Annotated in this window: 13 protein-coding genes; 12 read left to right on the top strand and 1 reads right to left on the bottom strand. The window is 65.8% G+C overall.

What is annotated here, in order from left to right; translation table 11 throughout:
• Window positions 1–42: 42 nt before the first annotated feature.
• Complete coding sequence (locus tag KO539_RS26615; protein ID WP_099378938.1) at window positions 43–405, top strand: hypothetical protein; 363 nt, start codon at window positions 43–45, stop codon at window positions 403–405.
• 3 nt (window positions 406–408) lie between these two features.
• Here the strand turns inward: KO539_RS26615 and KO539_RS26610 are convergent, their stop codons facing one another.
• Window positions 409–2,478 carry a TonB-dependent receptor domain-containing protein gene (locus tag KO539_RS26610; protein ID WP_219313070.1) on the bottom strand — a complete coding sequence of 690 codons (2,070 nt, stop codon included), beginning with the start codon at window positions 2,476–2,478 and terminating at the stop codon, window positions 409–411.
• 242 nt (window positions 2,479–2,720) lie between these two features.
• On the opposite strand from KO539_RS26610, the gene KO539_RS26605 reads away from it, so the two are divergent.
• The 11 genes from KO539_RS26605 (at window position 2,721) to KO539_RS26555 (ending at window position 18,540) form a co-directional block, all read left to right on the top strand.
• Entirely contained in the window at window positions 2,721–3,158 is a 438-nt protein-coding gene (locus KO539_RS26605) for a hypothetical protein (protein ID WP_219313068.1), read from the top strand.
• A 149-nt stretch (window positions 3,159–3,307) separates the two neighbouring features.
• The gene (locus KO539_RS26600; protein WP_099665094.1) at window positions 3,308–4,066 is read left to right on the top strand and encodes a 3-hydroxyacyl-CoA dehydrogenase; all 759 of its coding nucleotides are present in this window, start codon (window positions 3,308–3,310) and stop codon (window positions 4,064–4,066) included.
• 85 nt (window positions 4,067–4,151) lie between these two features.
• Window positions 4,152–5,927 carry a gamma-glutamyltransferase gene (gene ggt, locus KO539_RS26595; RefSeq protein ID WP_176388664.1) on the top strand — a complete coding sequence of 592 codons (1,776 nt, stop codon included), beginning with the start codon at window positions 4,152–4,154 and terminating at the stop codon, window positions 5,925–5,927.
• 51 nt (window positions 5,928–5,978) lie between these two features.
• Complete coding sequence (locus KO539_RS26590) at window positions 5,979–7,148, top strand: patatin-like phospholipase family protein (RefSeq protein ID WP_034751717.1); 1,170 nt, start codon at window positions 5,979–5,981, stop codon at window positions 7,146–7,148.
• An 84-nt stretch (window positions 7,149–7,232) separates the two neighbouring features.
• Window positions 7,233–11,432, top strand: a complete 4,200-nt coding sequence (locus KO539_RS26585) for a two-component regulator propeller domain-containing protein (protein ID WP_374106494.1) — start codon at window positions 7,233–7,235, stop codon at window positions 11,430–11,432.
• Between the two features lie 86 nt (window positions 11,433–11,518).
• Window positions 11,519–12,229, top strand: coding sequence for a response regulator (locus KO539_RS26580; protein WP_219313064.1), 711 nt, complete (start codon window positions 11,519–11,521; stop codon window positions 12,227–12,229).
• Window positions 12,230–12,321: 92 nt separating this feature from the next.
• Window positions 12,322–13,941: an AMP-binding protein gene (locus KO539_RS26575; protein ID WP_219313062.1), complete on the top strand. Its 1,620-nt coding sequence runs from the start codon at window positions 12,322–12,324 to the stop codon at window positions 13,939–13,941.
• Complete coding sequence (locus KO539_RS26570; protein WP_219313060.1) at window positions 13,938–16,325, top strand: bifunctional salicylyl-CoA 5-hydroxylase/oxidoreductase; 2,388 nt, start codon at window positions 13,938–13,940, stop codon at window positions 16,323–16,325. Before KO539_RS26575 ends, KO539_RS26570 begins: the two co-directional genes overlap by 4 nt.
• 1 nt (window position 16,326) lies before the next feature.
• Window positions 16,327–17,127: an SDR family NAD(P)-dependent oxidoreductase gene (locus KO539_RS26565; RefSeq protein ID WP_257626499.1), complete on the top strand. Its 801-nt coding sequence runs from the start codon at window positions 16,327–16,329 to the stop codon at window positions 17,125–17,127.
• Window positions 17,128–17,161: 34 nt separating this feature from the next.
• A complete protein-coding gene (locus tag KO539_RS26560; RefSeq protein WP_219313172.1) occupies window positions 17,162–17,683 on the top strand; it encodes a MarR family winged helix-turn-helix transcriptional regulator in 522 nt (173 codons plus the stop codon).
• 2 nt (window positions 17,684–17,685) lie between these two features.
• On the top strand, window positions 17,686–18,540 hold the full coding sequence (locus KO539_RS26555) for an enoyl-CoA hydratase family protein (RefSeq protein ID WP_219313058.1): 855 nt from the start codon (window positions 17,686–17,688) through the stop codon (window positions 18,538–18,540).
• Window position 18,541 lies beyond the last annotated feature (1 nt).

Raw genomic sequence — 18,541 nt, 5'->3', positions numbered from 1 at the left:
TGGAGAGAGGATGATGAAAGTCTTGCACTGCAGGAGGATGTCATGGACAGCAAGCACAAAAGACGTGGCCTATGGCTGGCGCTGCTGGTAGCGGGCCTGGTGCTGGCAGGCGATGCCTGGGCCACGCCCGGTGGCCATGGCGGCCACGGTCATTTTCACGGCCGCGTGCATGGCGGCGCATGGGCTGGCCATGGATGGCACCATGGCCACGGACCGCGCTGGTATGGCAATCCCTGGCATGGCTATCCCCGTGTTGACTACTACGGCGGCACGGTCATCGTGCCGCCGCCCGTGTATCCGGAACCGGACGTGTGGTATTACTGCGCGCGGCCACGCGGGTACTACCCGTACGTGGCGCGCTGCATGACACCCTGGCGCGCCGTGGTGCCGGCCAGCGTGCCCTGAACGTCAGAAGCGCGACGTCAGACCGACGAACATGCGCCGTCCCGGCACATAATAGTCGACCAGTCCATCGGCCATCGGGCCCTTCTTGAAAAGGTTTTGCACGCCGCCACGCACGGTCCACTGCGGCGTGACCTTGTACGACACGACGGTGTCGACGATGGTGTAGGCCTTGTCGGCCAGCTTGCCCGCATCGAGTTCCTTGCCCGTGTACTGGGCCGATACTTCGCCGAACAGCTGGTCGTTGACTTGCCAGCCCAGCGCCGAGTACCACGACAGTTTTGGCGTGGAGAGCAGGTTGGCGCCCGTCGTCAGGTTTTTCGCTTCCGCCATGTAGGTGACGTTGTTACGCCAGTTCAGGTTTTTCGTCAGCGGGATGGTGGCCGTCGCTTCCAGGCCGCTGGTGCGCGCCTTCTGGATATTCGTCATCTTGGTCCACCAGCGCTGCTGGTAAAAGCCCAGCGGCGCATAGTCGATCTTGTTCTTGAAATCCGTGTGGAAGTAAGTCAGGCCCACGTCCCAGCCATTCTGTTCCCACGCCACGCCGATCTCGCCGGCCGTGCTCGTTTCCGGCTTCAAGTCCGCATTGCCGGCCATGTAGCAGGAACCGGTGACGTAGCCCAGCGGTTTCAGGCTGCCGCAACCGCGTCCGCCCGAATTGGTCGCCGCCGCCGGCGAGTTTTCCTTCAGGCTCGGGGCGCGGAAGCCTTGCGAGACGCCGCCCTTGATGGTCCAGGCGGGGGCAGGGTGGTACACCAGGTACAGGCGTGGGCTGTAGTGGTTGCCGAACTTGCTGTGGTGATCGAGGCGCAGGCCGGCCGTGGCCGTCAGGTTGTCGCGCAGGAACAGCTGATCTTCCGCAAACAGGGCCGACGTGGTGCCGGACAAGGTCGCGCCACTCACAGTGTTGCCCAGGTAATCGGTGGGCACGGTGCCGATGGTATTCGTGTTCGTCAGTTCCTGGTGCTTCCACTGGCCGCCCATCACCAGCATCTGCTCGATACCGCCCCAGCCGACCCGTTTTTCCAGGCTGGCATCGAGCGTGCTGTCCTTGGATTTCGCCACCGTGCCGACGTCCTGGTTATCGAAGTCGTTGTGATACAGGTTGACGGTGGTTTTGCCGAAGTCCCAGCGGCCTTCGTAGCCGAGGCTGACGCTCTTGCGTATCAGCTTGTTGGCGCCCCAGCTGTCGACCAGCGGTTCGCCGTCCGCATCACGCGCGCTCGAAGTGCTGGCTTCCTGCCTGCCATAGCTGGCGTCCAGCGACAGGTTCTGTTTCTTGCCCAGCGCCCAGGTCAGCTGGCCCGAGACAGTCTGGTTGCGTTCGCCGCCCATGCTGCCCGCTTTATCGAAGAATTTTTCATCGGGATTCTGGCGCGTCTGGCTCACGCCCAGGCGCATGCCGACCGTGTCCGACAAGGGGCCAGCCAGGTTCACGCCCATCTGGTGCGCCGTGCCGCGGCCGCTGTCCTGCGGCTGCGTGTAGTTGGCCGTGGCCGAACCGTTCCACTTGCCCGGCACCTTGCGCGTGATGATGTTGATCACGCCGCCCATGGCGTCCGAGCCGTACAGCGAGGACATCGGGCCGCGCACCACTTCGATACGTTCGATCATGTCGGGCGAAATCCAGTTCAAGTCCTGGCGGCCCAAGTCTGGGCGGTACGCCGTGTCGGCCGAGCTGCCCACGCGCTTGCCATCGACCAGGATCAAGGTGTATTTGTCGGGCAAGCCGCGCAGCTTGATCTTCGACGCTTCGTCTTCGGTGCCGGTGCCGCCCGTCACGCCGGGGATGCGGCGCAGCAGGGTGTTGAGGTCATACACGGGCTGGCGCTCGATTTCCTCGCGCGTGATGACGCTGATGCTGGCCGGCGCATCCTTGATGTCGATGGCCGTGCCGGAGGCGGTGACGACCACCGTGTTCATGGTGGGATCGGCGGCCACATTGCCTTCGGCCCAGGCGCTGCTGACGGCCAGCGACAGCAGGCAGGGCAGGAGCAGGGCGGCGGAATGCATGGAGCGGACGGGAGTGGAAACGGGGGCTGCAAAGGTTGCGAAAGCGGGACTACGCTTGGTCATGGTGAACTTTCCGGATGTTGTTATTTCCTGGCTGCCTTCCGGGTGGCTCGGGTATGAATGAAAAGAGAATAAACTGCGCTCGAATTCCGATAATGAGAATAAGAATCGTTCTTATTGTAATGCCATGCTGGCAAGAAAGAAAGTGATGAGAGGAAATAAAACACCGTTGCAGCATGTGCATGGTATCTGGCGCCGTGTGTGCCAATAATGAAAGCGGTAAGATCGATGCTTGAGGAGGTGGCATGAAGACGATGATAAAAACCATACCGGCGCTGGCCTGCGCCATCGTGCTAGCTGGCGGCCATGCCTGGGCGCAGGAGCCTGCGGCGCCTGCTGATTCCTTGCCTGAGCCTTTGCCCGTGTGCCAGCTCGACCCGCGCGACAGCGGCAAGCTGGCCGTGGAGCCATGCCGCCCGGCGCCGCCCGTGCAGCCGCGCCGTTCCGTGGCACAGGTGATCGGCCGCATGCCGGCCCAGCCTGCGCCTCCCGTCGTGCCCATGGCGCCCCTGCCGCCCAGCCCGGCCGTGCCGATGCCGCGCGCGCCGCAGCCCATCGGCGCATGCGACACGGGCGGTTGCCGCGATGCGGCCGGCGCGCGCTACAACGGCGCGGGCAACGCCACGCTCGACGCCAACGGGCGCATCTGCCACCGCAACGGCGCATTCATCCAGTGTTTTTAACCCTGCCATTGGCTGGTGTTGCAAGTTTTCGCTCGGTGAGCGTAAAAATGGCTACAATTGTCGTCGACATTACGTTTACGTAAACGTAACTATGGCACCATGCAACCATCAGGCGCCGGGAACACGGCACTTATCACTCAGGAGATTTCATGCAGATTCAGGACAATGTATTCATCATCACGGGCGGCGCATCGGGCCTGGGCGCGGCCACGGCGCGCATGCTGACGGCCGCCGGCGGCAAGGTCGTGCTGGCCGACGTGCAGACGGAGGCGGGCCAGGCGCTGGCAGCGGAACTCGGTGGCGTGTTCGTGCAGTGCGACGTGACGTCGGAAGAAGACGGCCTGGCCGTGGTGGCCGCAGCCACCAAGCTGGGCACCTTGCGCGGCCTGGTCAACTGCGCCGGCGTGGCGCCGGCCGTGAAAACCGTGGGCAAGGATGGCCCGCATCCGCTGGCCCTGTTCCAGAAAGTCGTCAACATCAACCTGGTCGGCACCTTCAATATGTGCCGCCTGGCGGCCGACGCCATGGCCAAGCAGGATGCCACCGCTGAAGGCGAGCGCGGCATCATCATCAACACGGCGTCCGTGGCGGCCTACGATGGCCAGATCGGCCAGGCCGCGTATGCGTCGTCAAAGGCGGCCGTGGTGGGGCTGACCCTGCCGATGGCGCGCGACCTGTCGCGCAACGGCATCCGCGTGATGACGGTGGCGCCCGGCATTTTCGAAACGCCGATGTTGCTGGGCATGCCGGCCGAAGTGCAGGATGCGCTGGGCAAGATGGTGCCGTTCCCATCGCGCCTGGGCAAGCCAGGCGAATACGCGCAACTGGTGAAAGCCATCGTGGAAAACGTCATGCTCAATGGCGAGACAATCAGATTGGATGGCGCGATCCGCATGCAGCCTAAATAAGCCGGGCAGCGATTTGATGTAGGATACCCCCGTATGGGGCGTACAGCCTTGCTCGGCTGTGCGCCCTTTTTTTATCGGAGAATCCATGATCACATTGAAGCCGCTGGCGCTGAGCCTGACCTTGCTGGGAGCCCTGGCTGCCAGTCCCGTATTTGCCGAGGTGCCGCAAAAGGCGCCGGAAATCGCTACCGCGTATGCGGAAAAATCGGGCTGGGCGGCGCAGAAATTCATGGTCGCCGCCGCCAATCCGCTGGCCGCCGATGCCGGCTACCAGATGCTGAAAAAGGGTGGCAGCGCCATCGACGCGGCCATCGCCACGCAACTGGTACTGACCCTGGTCGAGCCGCAGTCGTCGGGCATCGGCGGCGGCGCCTTTTTGCTGTATTCCACGGCCAAGGGCGTGCAGGCGTTTGACGGACGCGAAACGGCGCCTGCCGCCGCCGATGAACACCTGTTCCAGAATGCGGACGGCAGCCCCGTTTCGCGCGCCACGGGCGTGGTGGGCGGGCGTTCCGTGGGCGCGCCGGGCGTGCTGCGCATGCTGGAACTGGCGCACAAGGAACACGGCAAGCTGCCGTGGGCCACCCTGTTCGGCCCCGCCATCAAGCTGGCGCACGGCGGCTTTCCCGTCAGCCAGCGCCTCAACGGCTTGCTGAACTGGGACCAGGCCCTGAAGCGCGACCCCGTCGCTGCCGCCTATTTCTATGACAAAGAAGGCAAGGCCTGGCCCGTCGGCCACGTGCTGAAAAACCCGCAGCTGGCGCGCACCTTGCGCGAGATCGCCCGCGGCGGCGCCGACGCTTTTTATAACGGCCGCATCGCGCGCGACATCGCCGCCAAGGTGGCGTCGCATCCGACCAATCCGGGCAAGCTGACGGCGACCGACATCGCCGGCTACAAGGCCAAGGTGCGCGAGCCCGTCTGCAGCGATTACAAGGCCTGGACGGTGTGCGGCATGCCGCCGCCATCGTCGGGCGGCATCGCCATCGCGCAGATGCTGGGCATCTTGGAAGTGAAGGATATCCGCCCGTATGCACCCGTCGACGGTGTACTCGATGCGCAAGCGATCCACCTGTTCTCGGAAGCGGGGCGCCTGGCCTACGCGGACCGCAACCGCTACGTGGCCGACACGGACTTTGTGCCGCTGCCCGGCAACGGTATCGCCTCGATGCTCGATAAAACCTATCTGGCGCAGCGCGCCTCGCTGATCGGCGATAAATCCATGGGCAAAGCCAAACCCGGCACGCCGCCCGGCATGCAGGTGGCGTGGGGCATGGACAACGCCTTGCAGCGCCCGTCGACCTCGCACCTGGTGGCCGTCGACGCGTTTGGGGGCGGCCTGTCGATGACCACCAGCGTGGAAGACGCGTTCGGTTCGCGCCAGATGGTCGACGGCTTTTTGCTGAATAACCAGCTGACGGATTTCTCGTTCGATTCGCGCGATGCGGACGGCCCGATCGCCAACCGCGTCGAAGCGGGCAAGCGTCCGCGCAGCGCCATGTCGCCCACCCTCGTGTTCGAGAAGGGCACGCACAAGCTGGTGCTGGCGACGGGTTCGCCCGGCGGCTCGTCCATCATCAATTATGTCGCCAAGGTCCTCGTCGGCACCATGGACTGGGGCTTGAACGTGCAGCAGGCGATCAGCCTGCCGAACTTCGGCAGCCGCAACGGCCCGACGGAACTGGAAAAAGGCCGCGCGCCGGCCGCGCAAGTCGAGGCGCTGCAGGCCATGGGCCACGAGGTGCGTGTCATCGAACAGAACTCGGGCTTGCAGGGCATCATGCGCCTGAATGCGCATGGCAAGGATTTCTGGTTTGGCGGGGCGGATCCACGCAGGGAGGGCATGGTACGCGGAGATTAATCACCCCCTAATCTTTTCCACAAAGCATCCAGACCCTGCTAATCTGCCGGCATGGGAATGCAAAATAAAACAGGCTTGATACTGACGGGAGGAGGCGCCCGTGCTGCCTACCAGGTGGGCGTGCTGCAGGCGATTTCGGCGATACTGTGGGAAGCGGGCTGGGCGCCGGCGCGCAACCCGTTCGACATCATCTGCGGCACCTCGGCCGGCGCCATCAACGCCACGGCGCTGGCCTGCCGCGCCGACAATTTCGGCGAAGGCGTGCAAAAGCTGCTCGACGTGTGGCAGCACATCGAAGTCGAGCAAGTCTACCGCGCCGACTCGCTGGGCGTGATCCGCTCGGGCGCGCGCTGGCTGTCGTTGCTGTCATTCGGCTGGCTGCTGCGCCAGTGGCATGCGTCGCCGCCCAGTTCCCTGCTCGACAATACCCCGCTGGTCAGCCTGCTGCACCGCATGCTCGACCTGCCGCGCCTGGACGCGGCCCTGGCCGATGGCTTGCTGCATGCGCTGGCCGTGACGGCGTCGTCGTATTCGGGCAGCCGCCACATGACGTTTTACCAGACGGCCGAGGATATCGCGCCCTGGGTGCGCACGCAGCGCCTGGCCCTGCCGGACCAGATCGGCGTGGAGCATTTGCTCGCCTCGGCCGCCATCCCCTTCATCTTCCCCGCCGTGCCCCTGTACGTGGGCGGCCAGCGCGAATACTGCGGCGACGGTTCCATGCGCCAGCTGGCGCCGATCTCGCCGGCGATCCACCTGGGCGCGAACAAGGTGCTGGTGGTGGGCGCGGGGCGCATGACGGAACCGGCGCCGGCCGCATCCGAAGCGGCGCGCTACCCGAGCCTGGCGCAGATCGCCGGCCATGCGCTGTCGTCGATTTTCCTCGATGGCCTGGCCGTCGACATCGAACGCCTGAACCGCATCAACCTGACTCTGTCGATGCTGCCGCCCGAGTTGCTGGGCAAGACGGCCTTGCGTCCCGTGGAGTTGCTCGTCATCGCGCCGTCCGAGCGCCTCGACGCCATCGCCAGCCGGCATATCGGCAGTTTGCCGCGTCCCATCCGCACCATGTTGTCCGGTATCGGCGCGGCCGAAGCGCGCGGCGCGGCGCTGGCATCGTATTTATTGTTCGAATCGACGTATACTAACGAGCTGATCCGTCTTGGACAGCGCGATACGCAAGCCCGCAAGGATGATGTCCTGGCGTTCTTTGGTTCCTGAGACGGCCCTTGGAGCGGCGTGCGGGTTTTTCGCGTTTTTTTTGACAGGACGACTGTGCTGGTATTTCGACGTGTTTGCGATGTGGTGTTGTTACTCAGTCTACTGTTGAGCGGCTGGGCCGCGGCGGCGCCCGCGCCCACCCTGCGTTTCGACCAGCTCAGCGTCGAGCAGGGCCTGGCGCAGGAATCGGTGCTGGCCATCGCCCAGGACCGGCAGGGCTATATGTGGTTCGGCAGCCAGTCTGGCCTGAGCCGCTACGATGGCTACCGCATGGTCGTCTACAAAAATATCGAAGGCGACAAGACCAGCCTGGCCGACAACTGGGTGGGCGAGCTGCACGTCGATAGCCAGGGCCAGCTGTGGGTCGGCACCGACAATGGACTGGACCGCTTCGACGCCGCCAGCCAGACCTTCATCCACTACGCCCCGGCCGAAAAGAGCAAGCGCGGCAACGGCAACCGGCATATCCACGCCATCCTCGACGATGGCGCGCGCGGCTTCTGGATCGCCACCTCGGACGGCTTGCAGCATTTCGATCCGGCCACAGGTACCTTCCGCACCTGGCACCATGAAGAAGGCAAGCCGCACAGCCTGGGCGACAATGAAATCAAGGCGCTGGCGCTGGACGCGCAGCAGCGCCTGTGGATCGGCACGGTCACGGGCCTGGACATGCTGGCGCCGGGCAGCGACCGCTTCGAGCACTTTGCCGTCGACACGGAGCCTGGCTCGAAGTACAACGTCATCCAGTCGCTGCTGATCGACCGCCAGCAGAACCTGTGGATCGGCACCATGGCCGGCGCCGAGCGCTGGCGCCTGGGCGCCGCCGGGCAGGCACCGCAGTCACGCCTGCGCCTGAATGAAAAACAGGGCTTTTCCGCCATCCGCGTGGCCAGCCTGTATCAGGACATTGACGCCACGGTCTGGCTGGGCAGCAATGCCGATGGCCTGTTCCGCTGGCTGCCCGAGAGCGACACCTTCCTGCAGTACCGGCACCAGATGGGCGACAAGTTCAGCGTCGCCGACAACCAGCTGTCATCCTTGTACCGCGACCGCGCCGGCACCTTCTGGGTCGGCTCCTGGTACAACGGCGTGAGCCGGGTCGACCTGGGCAGCGGCGGCTTTTCGCGCATGGCGCGCGCGCCCGGCGACGTGGGCGCGCTGGCGGACAAGAAAGTGCGCGCCGTGGCCGACGCGGGCAATGGCAAGCTGTGGCTGGCCACCAAGGGCGGCCTGAAACTGTACGACACGCGCGACGGCAGCTCGCGCCTGTTCGACCTGCGCAGTTCGCCCGGCATGTCGCGCGACGAGCAGGTCACCACCCTGTACAAGGCGCCGGACGGCGTGCTGTGGGTGGGCGGCTCGACGGGCTTGCACCGCTTCGATCCGGCCCTCGGGCGTTTTTTCACCATGCGCTTTGCCGCCGGCGATCCGAACAGCGACACCATCCGCAATATCGTGAGCGACCGCAGCGGCATGCTGTGGGTCTCGACGCGCGGCGGCGTGCACCGCTTCGACCCCTCGACCAAGCGCTTTACCACCTACCGCCATGACCCGGCCAACCCGAACAGCCTGTCCGACAATATGGTGCGGCCCGTGCTGGAAGACGGCAAGGGGCGCTTGTGGATCGGCTCCTTCCACGGCCTGGACTTGCTCGACCGCGCCACTGGCCACTTCCGCCATTTCCGCCACGATCCGCAAAACCCGCAGAGTCTGAGCCACGACGAAGTGCATTTCCTGCACGAAGACAAGCGCGGCGTGCTGTGGGTGGGCACGGCCAATGGCCTGAATCGCATGGACGTCGACGCCAAGGGCGAGATCCGATTCCGGCGCTTCGTGCGCAAGGATGGCATGGCCGACGATGCCGTCGCCAGCATCCTCGGCGACGACAACGAGCAGCTGTGGCTGAGCACGAATAGCGGCATCACGCGGCTCGACATGCGCAGCGGCCTGTTTCGCAACTACGACAGCGCCGACGGCACCGTGGAAGGCTCGTACTTCGATGGCGCGGCCCTGCGCGCGTCCGACGGCACCATGTATTTCGGCGGCTTTAACGGCATGACGGCGTTCGTGCCGCAGGATATCCACGACAACCGCGTGCCGCCGCTGGTGTCCATCACGGAACTGCAGATATTCAACAAGCCGGTGGCCATCGGCCGCGGCGAGTTCGCGCACGTGCTCAGGACGGCCATCGACCATACGCGCCAGCTGGTGCTGACCAGCCGCGAAAGCGTCTTTTCGCTGGAATTCGCGGCCCTGCATTTCGCCGCGCCGCAGCGCAATATGTTCGCCTACCGGCTCGAAGGCTTCGACCAGGACTGGGTCATGACGGATGCGGGCCGGCGCTTTGCCACCTATACCAACCTCGATGCCGGCAATTACGTGTTTCGCGTCAAGGCGGCCAACAAGGACGGCGTGTGGAACGAGAGCGGCGCCACCCTGGCCATCACGATTTTGCCGCCGTTCTGGAAAACCTGGTGGTTCCGCACCCTGATGGCGGCGCTGCTGCTGGGCGCCATCTATGGCGCCTACCGCCAGCGCGTGCGCGCGCTGCGGCATCAGCAGAATGAACTGGAAAAGCAGGTCAGCGAGCGCACGGCCGAGTTGCAGAGCAAGGAAATCGAAGTGCTGGCCCAGTCGGAAAAGCTGGCGCAAGTGAACAGCAGCCTGACGAAAAACGAGGAAAGCCTGCGCCAGGCCAAACGCAAGGCCGAGGATGCGACGCGCCAGAAGTCGGAATTTTTGGCCAACATGAGCCACGAGATGCGCACGCCGCTGGCCGGCGTGATCGGCATGCTGGGCTTTGCCCTGCGCGACGAGCAGCTGCACGACGCCACGCGCGAGCAGATCCTGCGCGGCCAGGCCAACGCCCAGTCGCTGCTGGTGATCATCAATGACTTGCTCGATTTTTCCAAGATCGAGGCGGGCAAGCTGAGTATCGAAAACATCGACTTCGCGCTCGGCGCGGCGATCGAGACGGTCGTCAGCCTGTTCGAGGAGCAGGCGGCCGCGCGCAGCATCGGTTTCTCCATCGATTTCGCGCCCGACCTGCCACCGTTCGTGGTGGGCGACCCGACCCGTTTGCGCCAGGTGCTGGTCAACCTGGTCGGCAATGCCTTCAAGTTCACCCAGCGCGGCGGTGTCAGTGTCTGCGTCGAGCGGGCCGGCGTGGCCAGCGGCAGTGGCGGACGGCGTGTCAACCTGATCCGCTTTACGGTCAGCGACAGCGGCATCGGCATCGATGCGGACGCGATGGCGCGCCTGTTCCAGAAGTTCGAGCAGGCCGACGCCAGCACCACGCGGCGCTACGGCGGCACGGGGCTGGGCCTGGCGATCTGCCGCCAGCTGGTCGAATTGATGGAGGGCGAGATCGAGGTGGCCAGCACACCGGGGCAGGGCAGCACCTTTGCCTTCACCCTGCCGCTGGCCGACGGCGTGGCGCCGCCGCTGGTGCCGCAGGTGGCGCTGGCGCCGCACAGCCACCAGTTGCGCGTGCTGTGCGCGGAAGACTTCCCCACCAACCAGATCATCATCCGCGTCATGCTCGAGGAACTGGGGCACCGGGTCGACGTCGTCGCCAACGGCGTGCTGGCGGTGGCCGCCTGCGTGCATACGCGCTATGACCTGATCCTGATGGATGGGCGCATGCCGGAGATGGACGGCGCCACGGCGACGCGCTTGATCCGCGTGGGCGGCTGGCCGGACCAGCCCGTGCGCGACCAGGAACTGATGATCGTGGCCCTGACGGCGAACGCCAGCGATGAAGACCGCAACCGTTATCTTGGCGTCGGCATGGATGATTTCCTCAGCAAACCGGTGGACGAGGCGGTGCTGCATGGCTTGCTGGCGCGCGCCATCGAGCGCCAGCTGCAGCGCGGTTTCATGTTGCCGCGCATGCCGTCGGATGCGCCGCGCGCCGCCGCGCGCGGGCAGGCCGAACTCGACGCCCTGTTCGGCATCGCGCCGGCGGTTCCCGTGCCGGCGCCTGCCCAGTCCATCCGCAGCGGCGAACTGCAACGGCGCATCCGCGTCGCCTTCCTCGCCGACCTGGAGGGGCGTTTGCGTGAACTCGACGCCGCCCTGGCGGCGCAGGACAAGGACAACGCCGGGCGCCTGCTGCACGGTTTGAAGGGCAGCGCCGCCTATCTCGATGAAACGCAGCTGCACATGCTGTGCACGGAAATGGAGGAGGCGGCGGACGGCGGGCGCTGGACGCAAGTGGCCCTGCATTTGCCGCAATTGCGCGCACTGTTGGCGCAAATAGCCGTTTCGGGCAAGGAAATGTAAAATAGGCAATGCCGGCCATCGAGCGCGCGGCCAAACTGGGTAGAATATGGCCAGGCACCGTGACGCTGCCGCCTATGGAGAAAGCAATGAAAGTACTGGTGGTTGACGATGATGTCGTGTCGCGCATGGTATTGATGCATCTGATCGACAGCTGCGGCGTGCACGATATCGTGGAAGCCGAAGATGGCGCGGCGGCGTGGGAGCAGCTTGAAGGCGGCTTGCGTCCGTCGCTGTGCTTCTGCGATTTGCGCATGCCGCGCCTGTCCGGCATGGAGCTGCTGCAGAAAATCCGCTCCGACAGCGCGCTCGATGCCATGCCGCTGGTGCTCGTGTCGTCGGCGAATGACCAGGACACGGTGCGCGACGCCGTGCAGGCTGGCGCCGCCGGCTACATCGTCAAGCCCTTCCAGCCGGAGCAGGTGCGCCAGCATATCGACGCCTGCTTCGACGTTTCCGCCTTGCCGGCCGAGGCGCCGCGTGACACCTTGCAGCGCCTGGGCATCGACAGCGAACGCCTGCTGGCCTACCTGACGGGCTTCCAGGGACAGATAGTCGCCGCCAGCGAACAGGTCGACGCCTTGCTGGCGCGCGGCGAACCGGCCCAGGCGCGCCAGCAGCTCGAACGGCTGCATCTAGGTTGCCGCACCCTGGGTCTGCACGGCGCGGAAGCGGGCATGATGGCCTTGCTGCAGGCCGCAGTGCTCGACGGCGGCCAGATACAAACGGCCCTGGCCGCGCTGGCGCGCAGCGTGGCGCAGCAGGCGCGTCTGGCACAGAAGCCGGACGGCGCTGGCTGAATCCGCTGTTTTCCGCTTGCCGGAAAAATACTTTAGGTTTAAAGTATCTGCTTCCGGGCCTTTGCACGCGCCCGTCACCAGCCAGGATGAGCATGAGCAGCGACCCTTCGCCTACCACCGCATCTCCCCGGGATGACTTCGCGCGCGCGCACTTGCCGCCGCGCGCGCTCTGGCCGCAGTTGTGCCTGGACTTGCCCGAGTTGCAGTATCCGGCGCGCCTCAATTGCGTCGCCGCGCTGCTCGATGCGGCCGTGGCCGATGGCGGCGGTGGACGCACCGCCATCCTCGCCGACGGCCAGCGCTGGACTTACGCGCAGCTGGCGCGCCAGGTCGACCGCATCGCCCACGTGCTGCGCGCAGACTTGGGCCTGATCCCCGGCAACCGCGTGCTGCTGCGCGGCGCGAATACCCCCATGATGGCCGCCTGCCTGCTGGCCGTGCTGAAGGCAGGCTGCATCGCCGTGCCCACCATGCCGCTGCTGCGCGCGCGCGAGCTGTCCACGATTATCATCAAGGCGGAAGTCAATGCCGTGCTGTGCGCGCAAGGCTTGCGCGCGGAGCTCGATGGCGTGCCCGGCTTGCCGGCCATGCTGTGCTTTGGCGCCGATGACGCGGAACTGGAGCAGCGCATGGCGGCCCACGCCGCACCGTTTGCCGCGTGCGATACGGCGGCCGACGACGTCTGCCTGATCAGCTTTACCTCGGGCACGACGGGTGTCCCCAAAGGCACCATGCACATGCACCGCGACCTGCTGGCCATCTGCGACTGCTTTCCCCGCTCCATGCTGCAGGTGCGCGCCGGCGATATCTTCATCGGCACGCCGCCGCTGGCGTTCACCTTCGGCCTTGGCGGCCTGCTGCTGTTCCCGCTGCGTTTTGGCGCTTGCACCGTGCTGCTGGAAAAACTTACGCCCGAGAGCCTGCTGCGCGCCATCGGCGCCTACGGCGCCACCATCTGCTTCACGGCGCCCACCTTTTACCGCCAGATGGCGCCCTTGGCGGCCAGCCACGACGTGCGCAGCCTGCGCTTGTGCGTGTCGGCCGGCGAGGCGCTGCCGCTGGCCACGCGCGATGCCTGGCAGGCGGCCACGGGCCTGGCCATGACGGACGGCATCGGCGCGACCGAAATGCTGCACATCTTTATTTCCGCCACGGGCGAGGGCATCCGCCGCGGCGCCATCGGCAAGGCCATTCCCGGCTACCAGGCGTGCATCGTCGACGATGCGGGCGTGCCGCAGCCGCCCGGCGTGACGGGCCGCCTGGCCGTGAAAGGCCCCACCGGTTGCCGCTACCTGTCCGACCCGCGCCAGCGCGAGTATGTGCAGAATGGCTGGAACCTGACGGGCGACACCTTCGAGATGGATGCCGACGGCTACTTCTATTACCGCTCGCGCAGCGACGACATGATCGTCTCGGCCGGCTACAACATCGCCGGCCCGGAAGTGGAAGAGGCGCTGCTGCGCCACCCGGCCGTGGCCGAATGCGGCGTGGTCGGGCGCGCCGATGCTGAGCGTGGCCAGATCGTCGAAGCGCACATCGTGCTGAAAGACGGCAGCCAGGCCAGCGATGCGCTGGCGGCCGAACTGCAGGATTTCGTGCGCCAGCAGATCGCCCCCTATAAATACCCGCGCGCCATCCGCTTCCTGCCTTCCCTGCCGCGCACGGAAACGGGCAAGCTGCAGCGCTTCAAACTTCGCACGGATACGCCATGAATATCGTCTGCATCGGCGGCGGCCCCGCCGGCCTGTATTTCAGCCTGCTCATGAAAAAGCAGAACCCGGATCACCGCATCACCGTCATCGAGCGCAACCGCCCGTATGACACGTTTGGCTGGGGCGTCGTGTTTTCCGACCAGACCCTGGGCAACCTGGCCAACGCGGACGAGCCGACCGCGCGCGCCATCCTGCAGGCGTTCAACCACTGGGACGATATCGAGATCCACTTCAAGGGCCAGACCGTGCGCTCGGGCGGCCATGGCTTTTGCGGCATCGGCCGCAAGCGCCTGCTCAACATCCTGCAGGCGCGCTGCGAGGAACTTGGCGTGCAACTGGTGTTCGAGACGGAAGTGCAGGACGATCAGGCCATCGCGCAGCAGTACGGCGCCGACCTGGTGATCGCCAGCGACGGCTTGAACAGCCGCATCCGCACGCGCTATGCGGCCAGCTACCAGCCCGAGATCGAGCAGCGCCATTGCCGCTTCGTCTGGCTGGGCACGCGCAAGAAATTCGAGGCGTTTACGTTTGCCTTCCGCCAGACGCCGCACGGCTGGTTCCAGGCGCATATCTATCAATACGACGGCGAGACTTCCACCTTCATCGTCGAGACGCCCGAACACGTGTGGCGCGCAGCGGGCCTGGATACCATGAGCCAGGAAGAGGGCATCGCCTTTTGCGAAGCGCTGTTCGCCGAGGAGCTCGACGGGCAGGGTTTGCTGAGCAATTCGCCGCACTTGCGCGGCTCGGCCCAGTGGATCACCTTCCCGCGCATCGTCTGCCGACAGTGGGTGCATGTACAGGACGGCGTGCCCGTCGTGCTGATGGGCGACGCCGCCCACACGGCGCATTACTCGATTGGCTCGGGCACCAAGCTGGCGCTGGAAGACGCGATCGAGCTGGCGCGCTGCTTCGGCCAGCATGCGGAAGCTGGTGCCGCGCTGGCCGCCTACCAGCAGGCGCGCGCGGTCGAGGTGCTGAAAATCCAGAGCGCGGCGCGCAATTCCATGGAGTGGTTTGAAAACGTCGAGCGCTACAGCGCCATGGAAGCGCCGCAATTCGCCTATTCCATGCTCACGCGCAGCCAGCGCATTTCGCATGAAAACCTGCGCCTGCGCGACCCTGCGTATGTGGCCGATTACGAACGGTGGCTGGCGCGGCGCGCGGGCGAACAGGCTGGCGTGGCGCTGCCGGACGAAGCCATGCCACCCATGCTCACGCCCTTCCGGCTGCGCGGCGTACTGCTGAAAAACCGCATCGCCGTCTCGCCCATGGCGCAATACAGCGCCGTCGATGGCGTGGCGGGAGATTATCATCTGATGCACCTGGGCGCGCGCGCCATGGGCGGCGCGGGTCTCGTGTTTGCCGAGATGACGTGCGTGTCGGCCGATGCGCGCATCACGCCCGCCTGCCCCGGCATGTACAGCGAAGCGCACACGCAGGCGTGGCGCCGCATCGTCGATTTCGTGCATGCGAACAGCGATGCGAAGATCGCCCTGCAGTTGGGCCACGCGGGGGCGAAAGGCTCGACGCGGCCCATGTGGGACGGCATCGACCTGCCTTTGACGCACGGCAACTGGCCTTTGACCTCGGCGTCGGAACAGCAATACCTGGCGGGCGTGTCGCAGGTGGCGCGTGCGGCCACGGAAAGCGACCTGGCGCGCATCGAACAGGACTTCGTGCGCGCCACCCTGGCCGCCGCCGTCGCCGGTTTCGACTGGCTGGAACTGCATTGCGCGCATGGTTATCTGCTGTCGAGTTTTATCTCGCCGCTGACCAACCGCCGCACGGACGACTATGGCGGCAGCCTGGAAAACCGCTGCCGCTATCCGCTGCGCGTGTTCCGCGCCATGCGCGCCGCCTGGCCGCAGGATAAACCGATGAGCGTGCGCATCTCGGCCCACGACTGGGTCGAAGGCGGCATCACGCCAGACGACGCGGTGCGCATCGCGCGCCTGTTCAAGCAGGCCGGCGCCGACCTGATCGACTGTTCCTCGGGCCAGGTGAGCAAACTCGAACAGCCCGTGTACGGGCGCATGTTCCAGGCGCCGTTCGCCGACCGCGTGCGCAACGAGGCGGGCATCGCCAGCATGGCCGTCGGCTCGATCTTTGAGGCCGATCACGCCAACAGCATCATCGCCGCCGGGCGCGCCGACCTGTGCGCCGTGGGCCGGCCGCACCTGGCCAACCCGGCCTGGACCCTGACGGAAATGGCGCGCATCGGCTACAGCGGTGCAGGTGCAGGGACAGGCGCAGCGTGGCCGAAACAATACCGGCCGGGCCAGCAGCAGCTGGAACGCAATCTGCAGCGCGAGCGCCAGCTGGCCGCCGCCAATACGGGCCTGACCCCGCAACAGGTGGCCGCGCGGCTGCTGGAAGGATGACATGAGCAAGGAAGCATTGATGGACACGCGGTTAGAAAAACACGCGCTGGTGACGGGTGCCGGCAGCGGCATCGGCTTCGCTTGCGCGGGCGCCTTGCTGGACGCGGGCGCCAGGGTCACCCTGGCCGGGCGCGATGGCGCGCGGCTGGCGCGCGCGCGCATGCAGCTGGAAGAGGCGGGCCACGCGGGCAGGGTCGCCGTCTGCGTGCTCGACGTGGCCGTGGAAGCGTCCGTGCAGGCGGGCTTCGCGCAGGCGGCCGCGCATTTCGGCCGCATCGATATATTGATCAATAACGCGGGCCAGGCGCATGCGGCGCCGTTCGGCAAGACGGATGCCGCCATCTGGCAGCAGATGCTGGCCGTGAACCTGACGGGCGTGTATCACTGCTGCCATGCCGCCATGCCGGCCATGCTGGAAGCGGGCTGGGGCCGCATCGTCAACGTGGCGTCGACGGCGGGCCTGAAGGGTTATCGCTACGTCAGCGCCTATGTCGCCGCCAAGCATGGCGTGATCGGCCTGACGCGCGCGCTGGCGCTGGAAGTGGCGCCGCGCGGCGTCACCGTCAACGCCGTCTGCCCCGGCTACACGGAAACGGACATGGTGGCGCAGGCCGTGCAAAACATCGTGCGCAAGACGGGGCGCGGCGAAGACGCGGCGCGCGCGGAACTGGCGGCGTCCAATCCGCAGCAGCGGCTGGTGCAGCCGCGCGAAGTGGCCGATGCCGTGGCGTGGCTATGCCTGCCCGCGTCGGCCGCCATGAATGGACAATCGATCGCCGTCGCTGGCGGCGAAGTCATGTAACTGAGTGAAGACCATGGATAAAGAACCCGATAACATGCAGGACGAAGCCGTGCAGGACGAAGCCGTACCGGAAGAACCGGTGCTGGACCTGGCGAGCCGGCTGACGCAGGACCATCACCAGTCGCTGAAATTGTGGCTGCGCATGCTGTCATGCACCGTAAAAATCGAAAACGAGGTGCGCACGCGCCTGCGCGCCACCTTCGGCATCACCTTGCCCCGCTTCGACTTGATGGCGCAGCTTGAACGCTTTCCCGAAGGCTTGCGCATGGGCGAACTGTCCAAGCGCATGATGGTCACGGGCGGCAATATCACGGGCATCACCGACCAGCTGGAACAGGAAAAGCTGGTGGTGCGCGTGGTCGACCCGAAAGACCGCCGTTCCTACAGCGTCAAGCTGACGCCGGCGGGCCGGCGCGCGTTCGACGAGATGGCGCGCGTGCACGAAGGCTGGATCGCCGAACTGCTGCACGGTGTGACGCCGGACGACAAAACCCGCTTGATCGACCTGCTGTCGCACATGAAACAGCAGTTGAATAACACCCCCATAAAGGACTGAGCATGCGCCATCTACCCGGCCAGCCGCAAGACCTGCCAGGCAACCGCGCCAGCCTGGCCGGCTACGCCGCGCGGCATTTTCTGTTTTCCGTCGACGCAGGCGTCGCCACCTTGACTTTGCACCGGCCCGAGCGCAAGAATCCGCTCACTTTTGACTCGTATGCGGAATTGCGCGAGCTGTTTCGCGCGCTGGCGCATGCGGACGACGTCAAGGCCGTCATCATCACGGGCAGTGGCGACAATTTCTGCTCGGGCGGCGACGTGCACGACATCATCGGTCCCCTGACGCAGCTCGATATGCCAGGCTTGCTGGCCTTTACCCGCATGACGGGCGACGTGGTGAAAGCCATGCGCGCCTGCCCGCAGCCGATCATCGCTGCCATCGACGGCATTTGCGCGGGCGCCGGCGCCATGCTGGCGCTGGCCTCCGATATCCGCCTCGGCACGGCGCGCAGCAAGACGGCCTTTTTGTTTACCCGCGTGGGCCTGGCCGGCTGCGACATGGGCGCCTGCGCCTTGCTGCCGCGCGTGCTCGGCCAGGGCCGCGCCGCCGAGCTGCTGTACACGGGGCGCTCCCTAGGCGGCGCAGAGGGTGAACGCTGGGGCTGGCTCAACCGCCTGGTCGAACCCGAGGAGCTGGCCGAGGCGGCGCAGCTGTTCGCGGCCGGTCTGGCCAGCGGCCCCACGTTCGCCCACGGCATGACGAAAAAAATGCTGCAGCAGGAGTGGAACATGGGCGTCGATGAAGCCATCGAGGCGGAAGCCCAGGCGCAGGCCATTTGCATGGCCACCAACGATTTTCACCGCGCCTATCACGCTTTCGTGGCGAAGGAAAAACCACAATTCGAGGGTAACTGAC

Origin of the sequence: Janthinobacterium sp. NKUCC06_STL, from assembly GCF_019345455.1 — a bacterium.
Taxonomy (GTDB): Bacteria; Pseudomonadota; Gammaproteobacteria; order Burkholderiales; family Burkholderiaceae_D; genus Janthinobacterium; species Janthinobacterium rivuli.
Note: the sequence above shows the minus strand (reverse complement) of the source record. Positions and strands in the feature narration are given on the sequence as shown.

Coding starts and splice junctions, on each gene's coding strand:
- KO539_RS26615 (WP_099378938.1), top strand. CDS start 43: ATGGACAGCAAGCACAAAAGACGTGGCCTATGGCTGGCGCTGCTGGTA.
- KO539_RS26610 (WP_219313070.1), bottom strand. CDS start 2,478: ATGACCAAGCGTAGTCCCGCTTTCGCAACCTTTGCAGCCCCCGTTTCC.
- KO539_RS26605 (WP_219313068.1), top strand. CDS start 2,721: ATGAAGACGATGATAAAAACCATACCGGCGCTGGCCTGCGCCATCGTG.
- KO539_RS26600 (WP_099665094.1), top strand. CDS start 3,308: ATGCAGATTCAGGACAATGTATTCATCATCACGGGCGGCGCATCGGGC.
- ggt (WP_176388664.1), top strand. CDS start 4,152: ATGATCACATTGAAGCCGCTGGCGCTGAGCCTGACCTTGCTGGGAGCC.
- KO539_RS26590 (WP_034751717.1), top strand. CDS start 5,979: ATGGGAATGCAAAATAAAACAGGCTTGATACTGACGGGAGGAGGCGCC.
- KO539_RS26580 (WP_219313064.1), top strand. CDS start 11,519: ATGAAAGTACTGGTGGTTGACGATGATGTCGTGTCGCGCATGGTATTG.
- KO539_RS26575 (WP_219313062.1), top strand. CDS start 12,322: ATGAGCAGCGACCCTTCGCCTACCACCGCATCTCCCCGGGATGACTTC.
- KO539_RS26570 (WP_219313060.1), top strand. CDS start 13,938: ATGAATATCGTCTGCATCGGCGGCGGCCCCGCCGGCCTGTATTTCAGC.
- KO539_RS26565 (WP_257626499.1), top strand. CDS start 16,327: ATGAGCAAGGAAGCATTGATGGACACGCGGTTAGAAAAACACGCGCTG.
- KO539_RS26560 (WP_219313172.1), top strand. CDS start 17,162: ATGCAGGACGAAGCCGTGCAGGACGAAGCCGTACCGGAAGAACCGGTG.
- KO539_RS26555 (WP_219313058.1), top strand. CDS start 17,686: ATGCGCCATCTACCCGGCCAGCCGCAAGACCTGCCAGGCAACCGCGCC.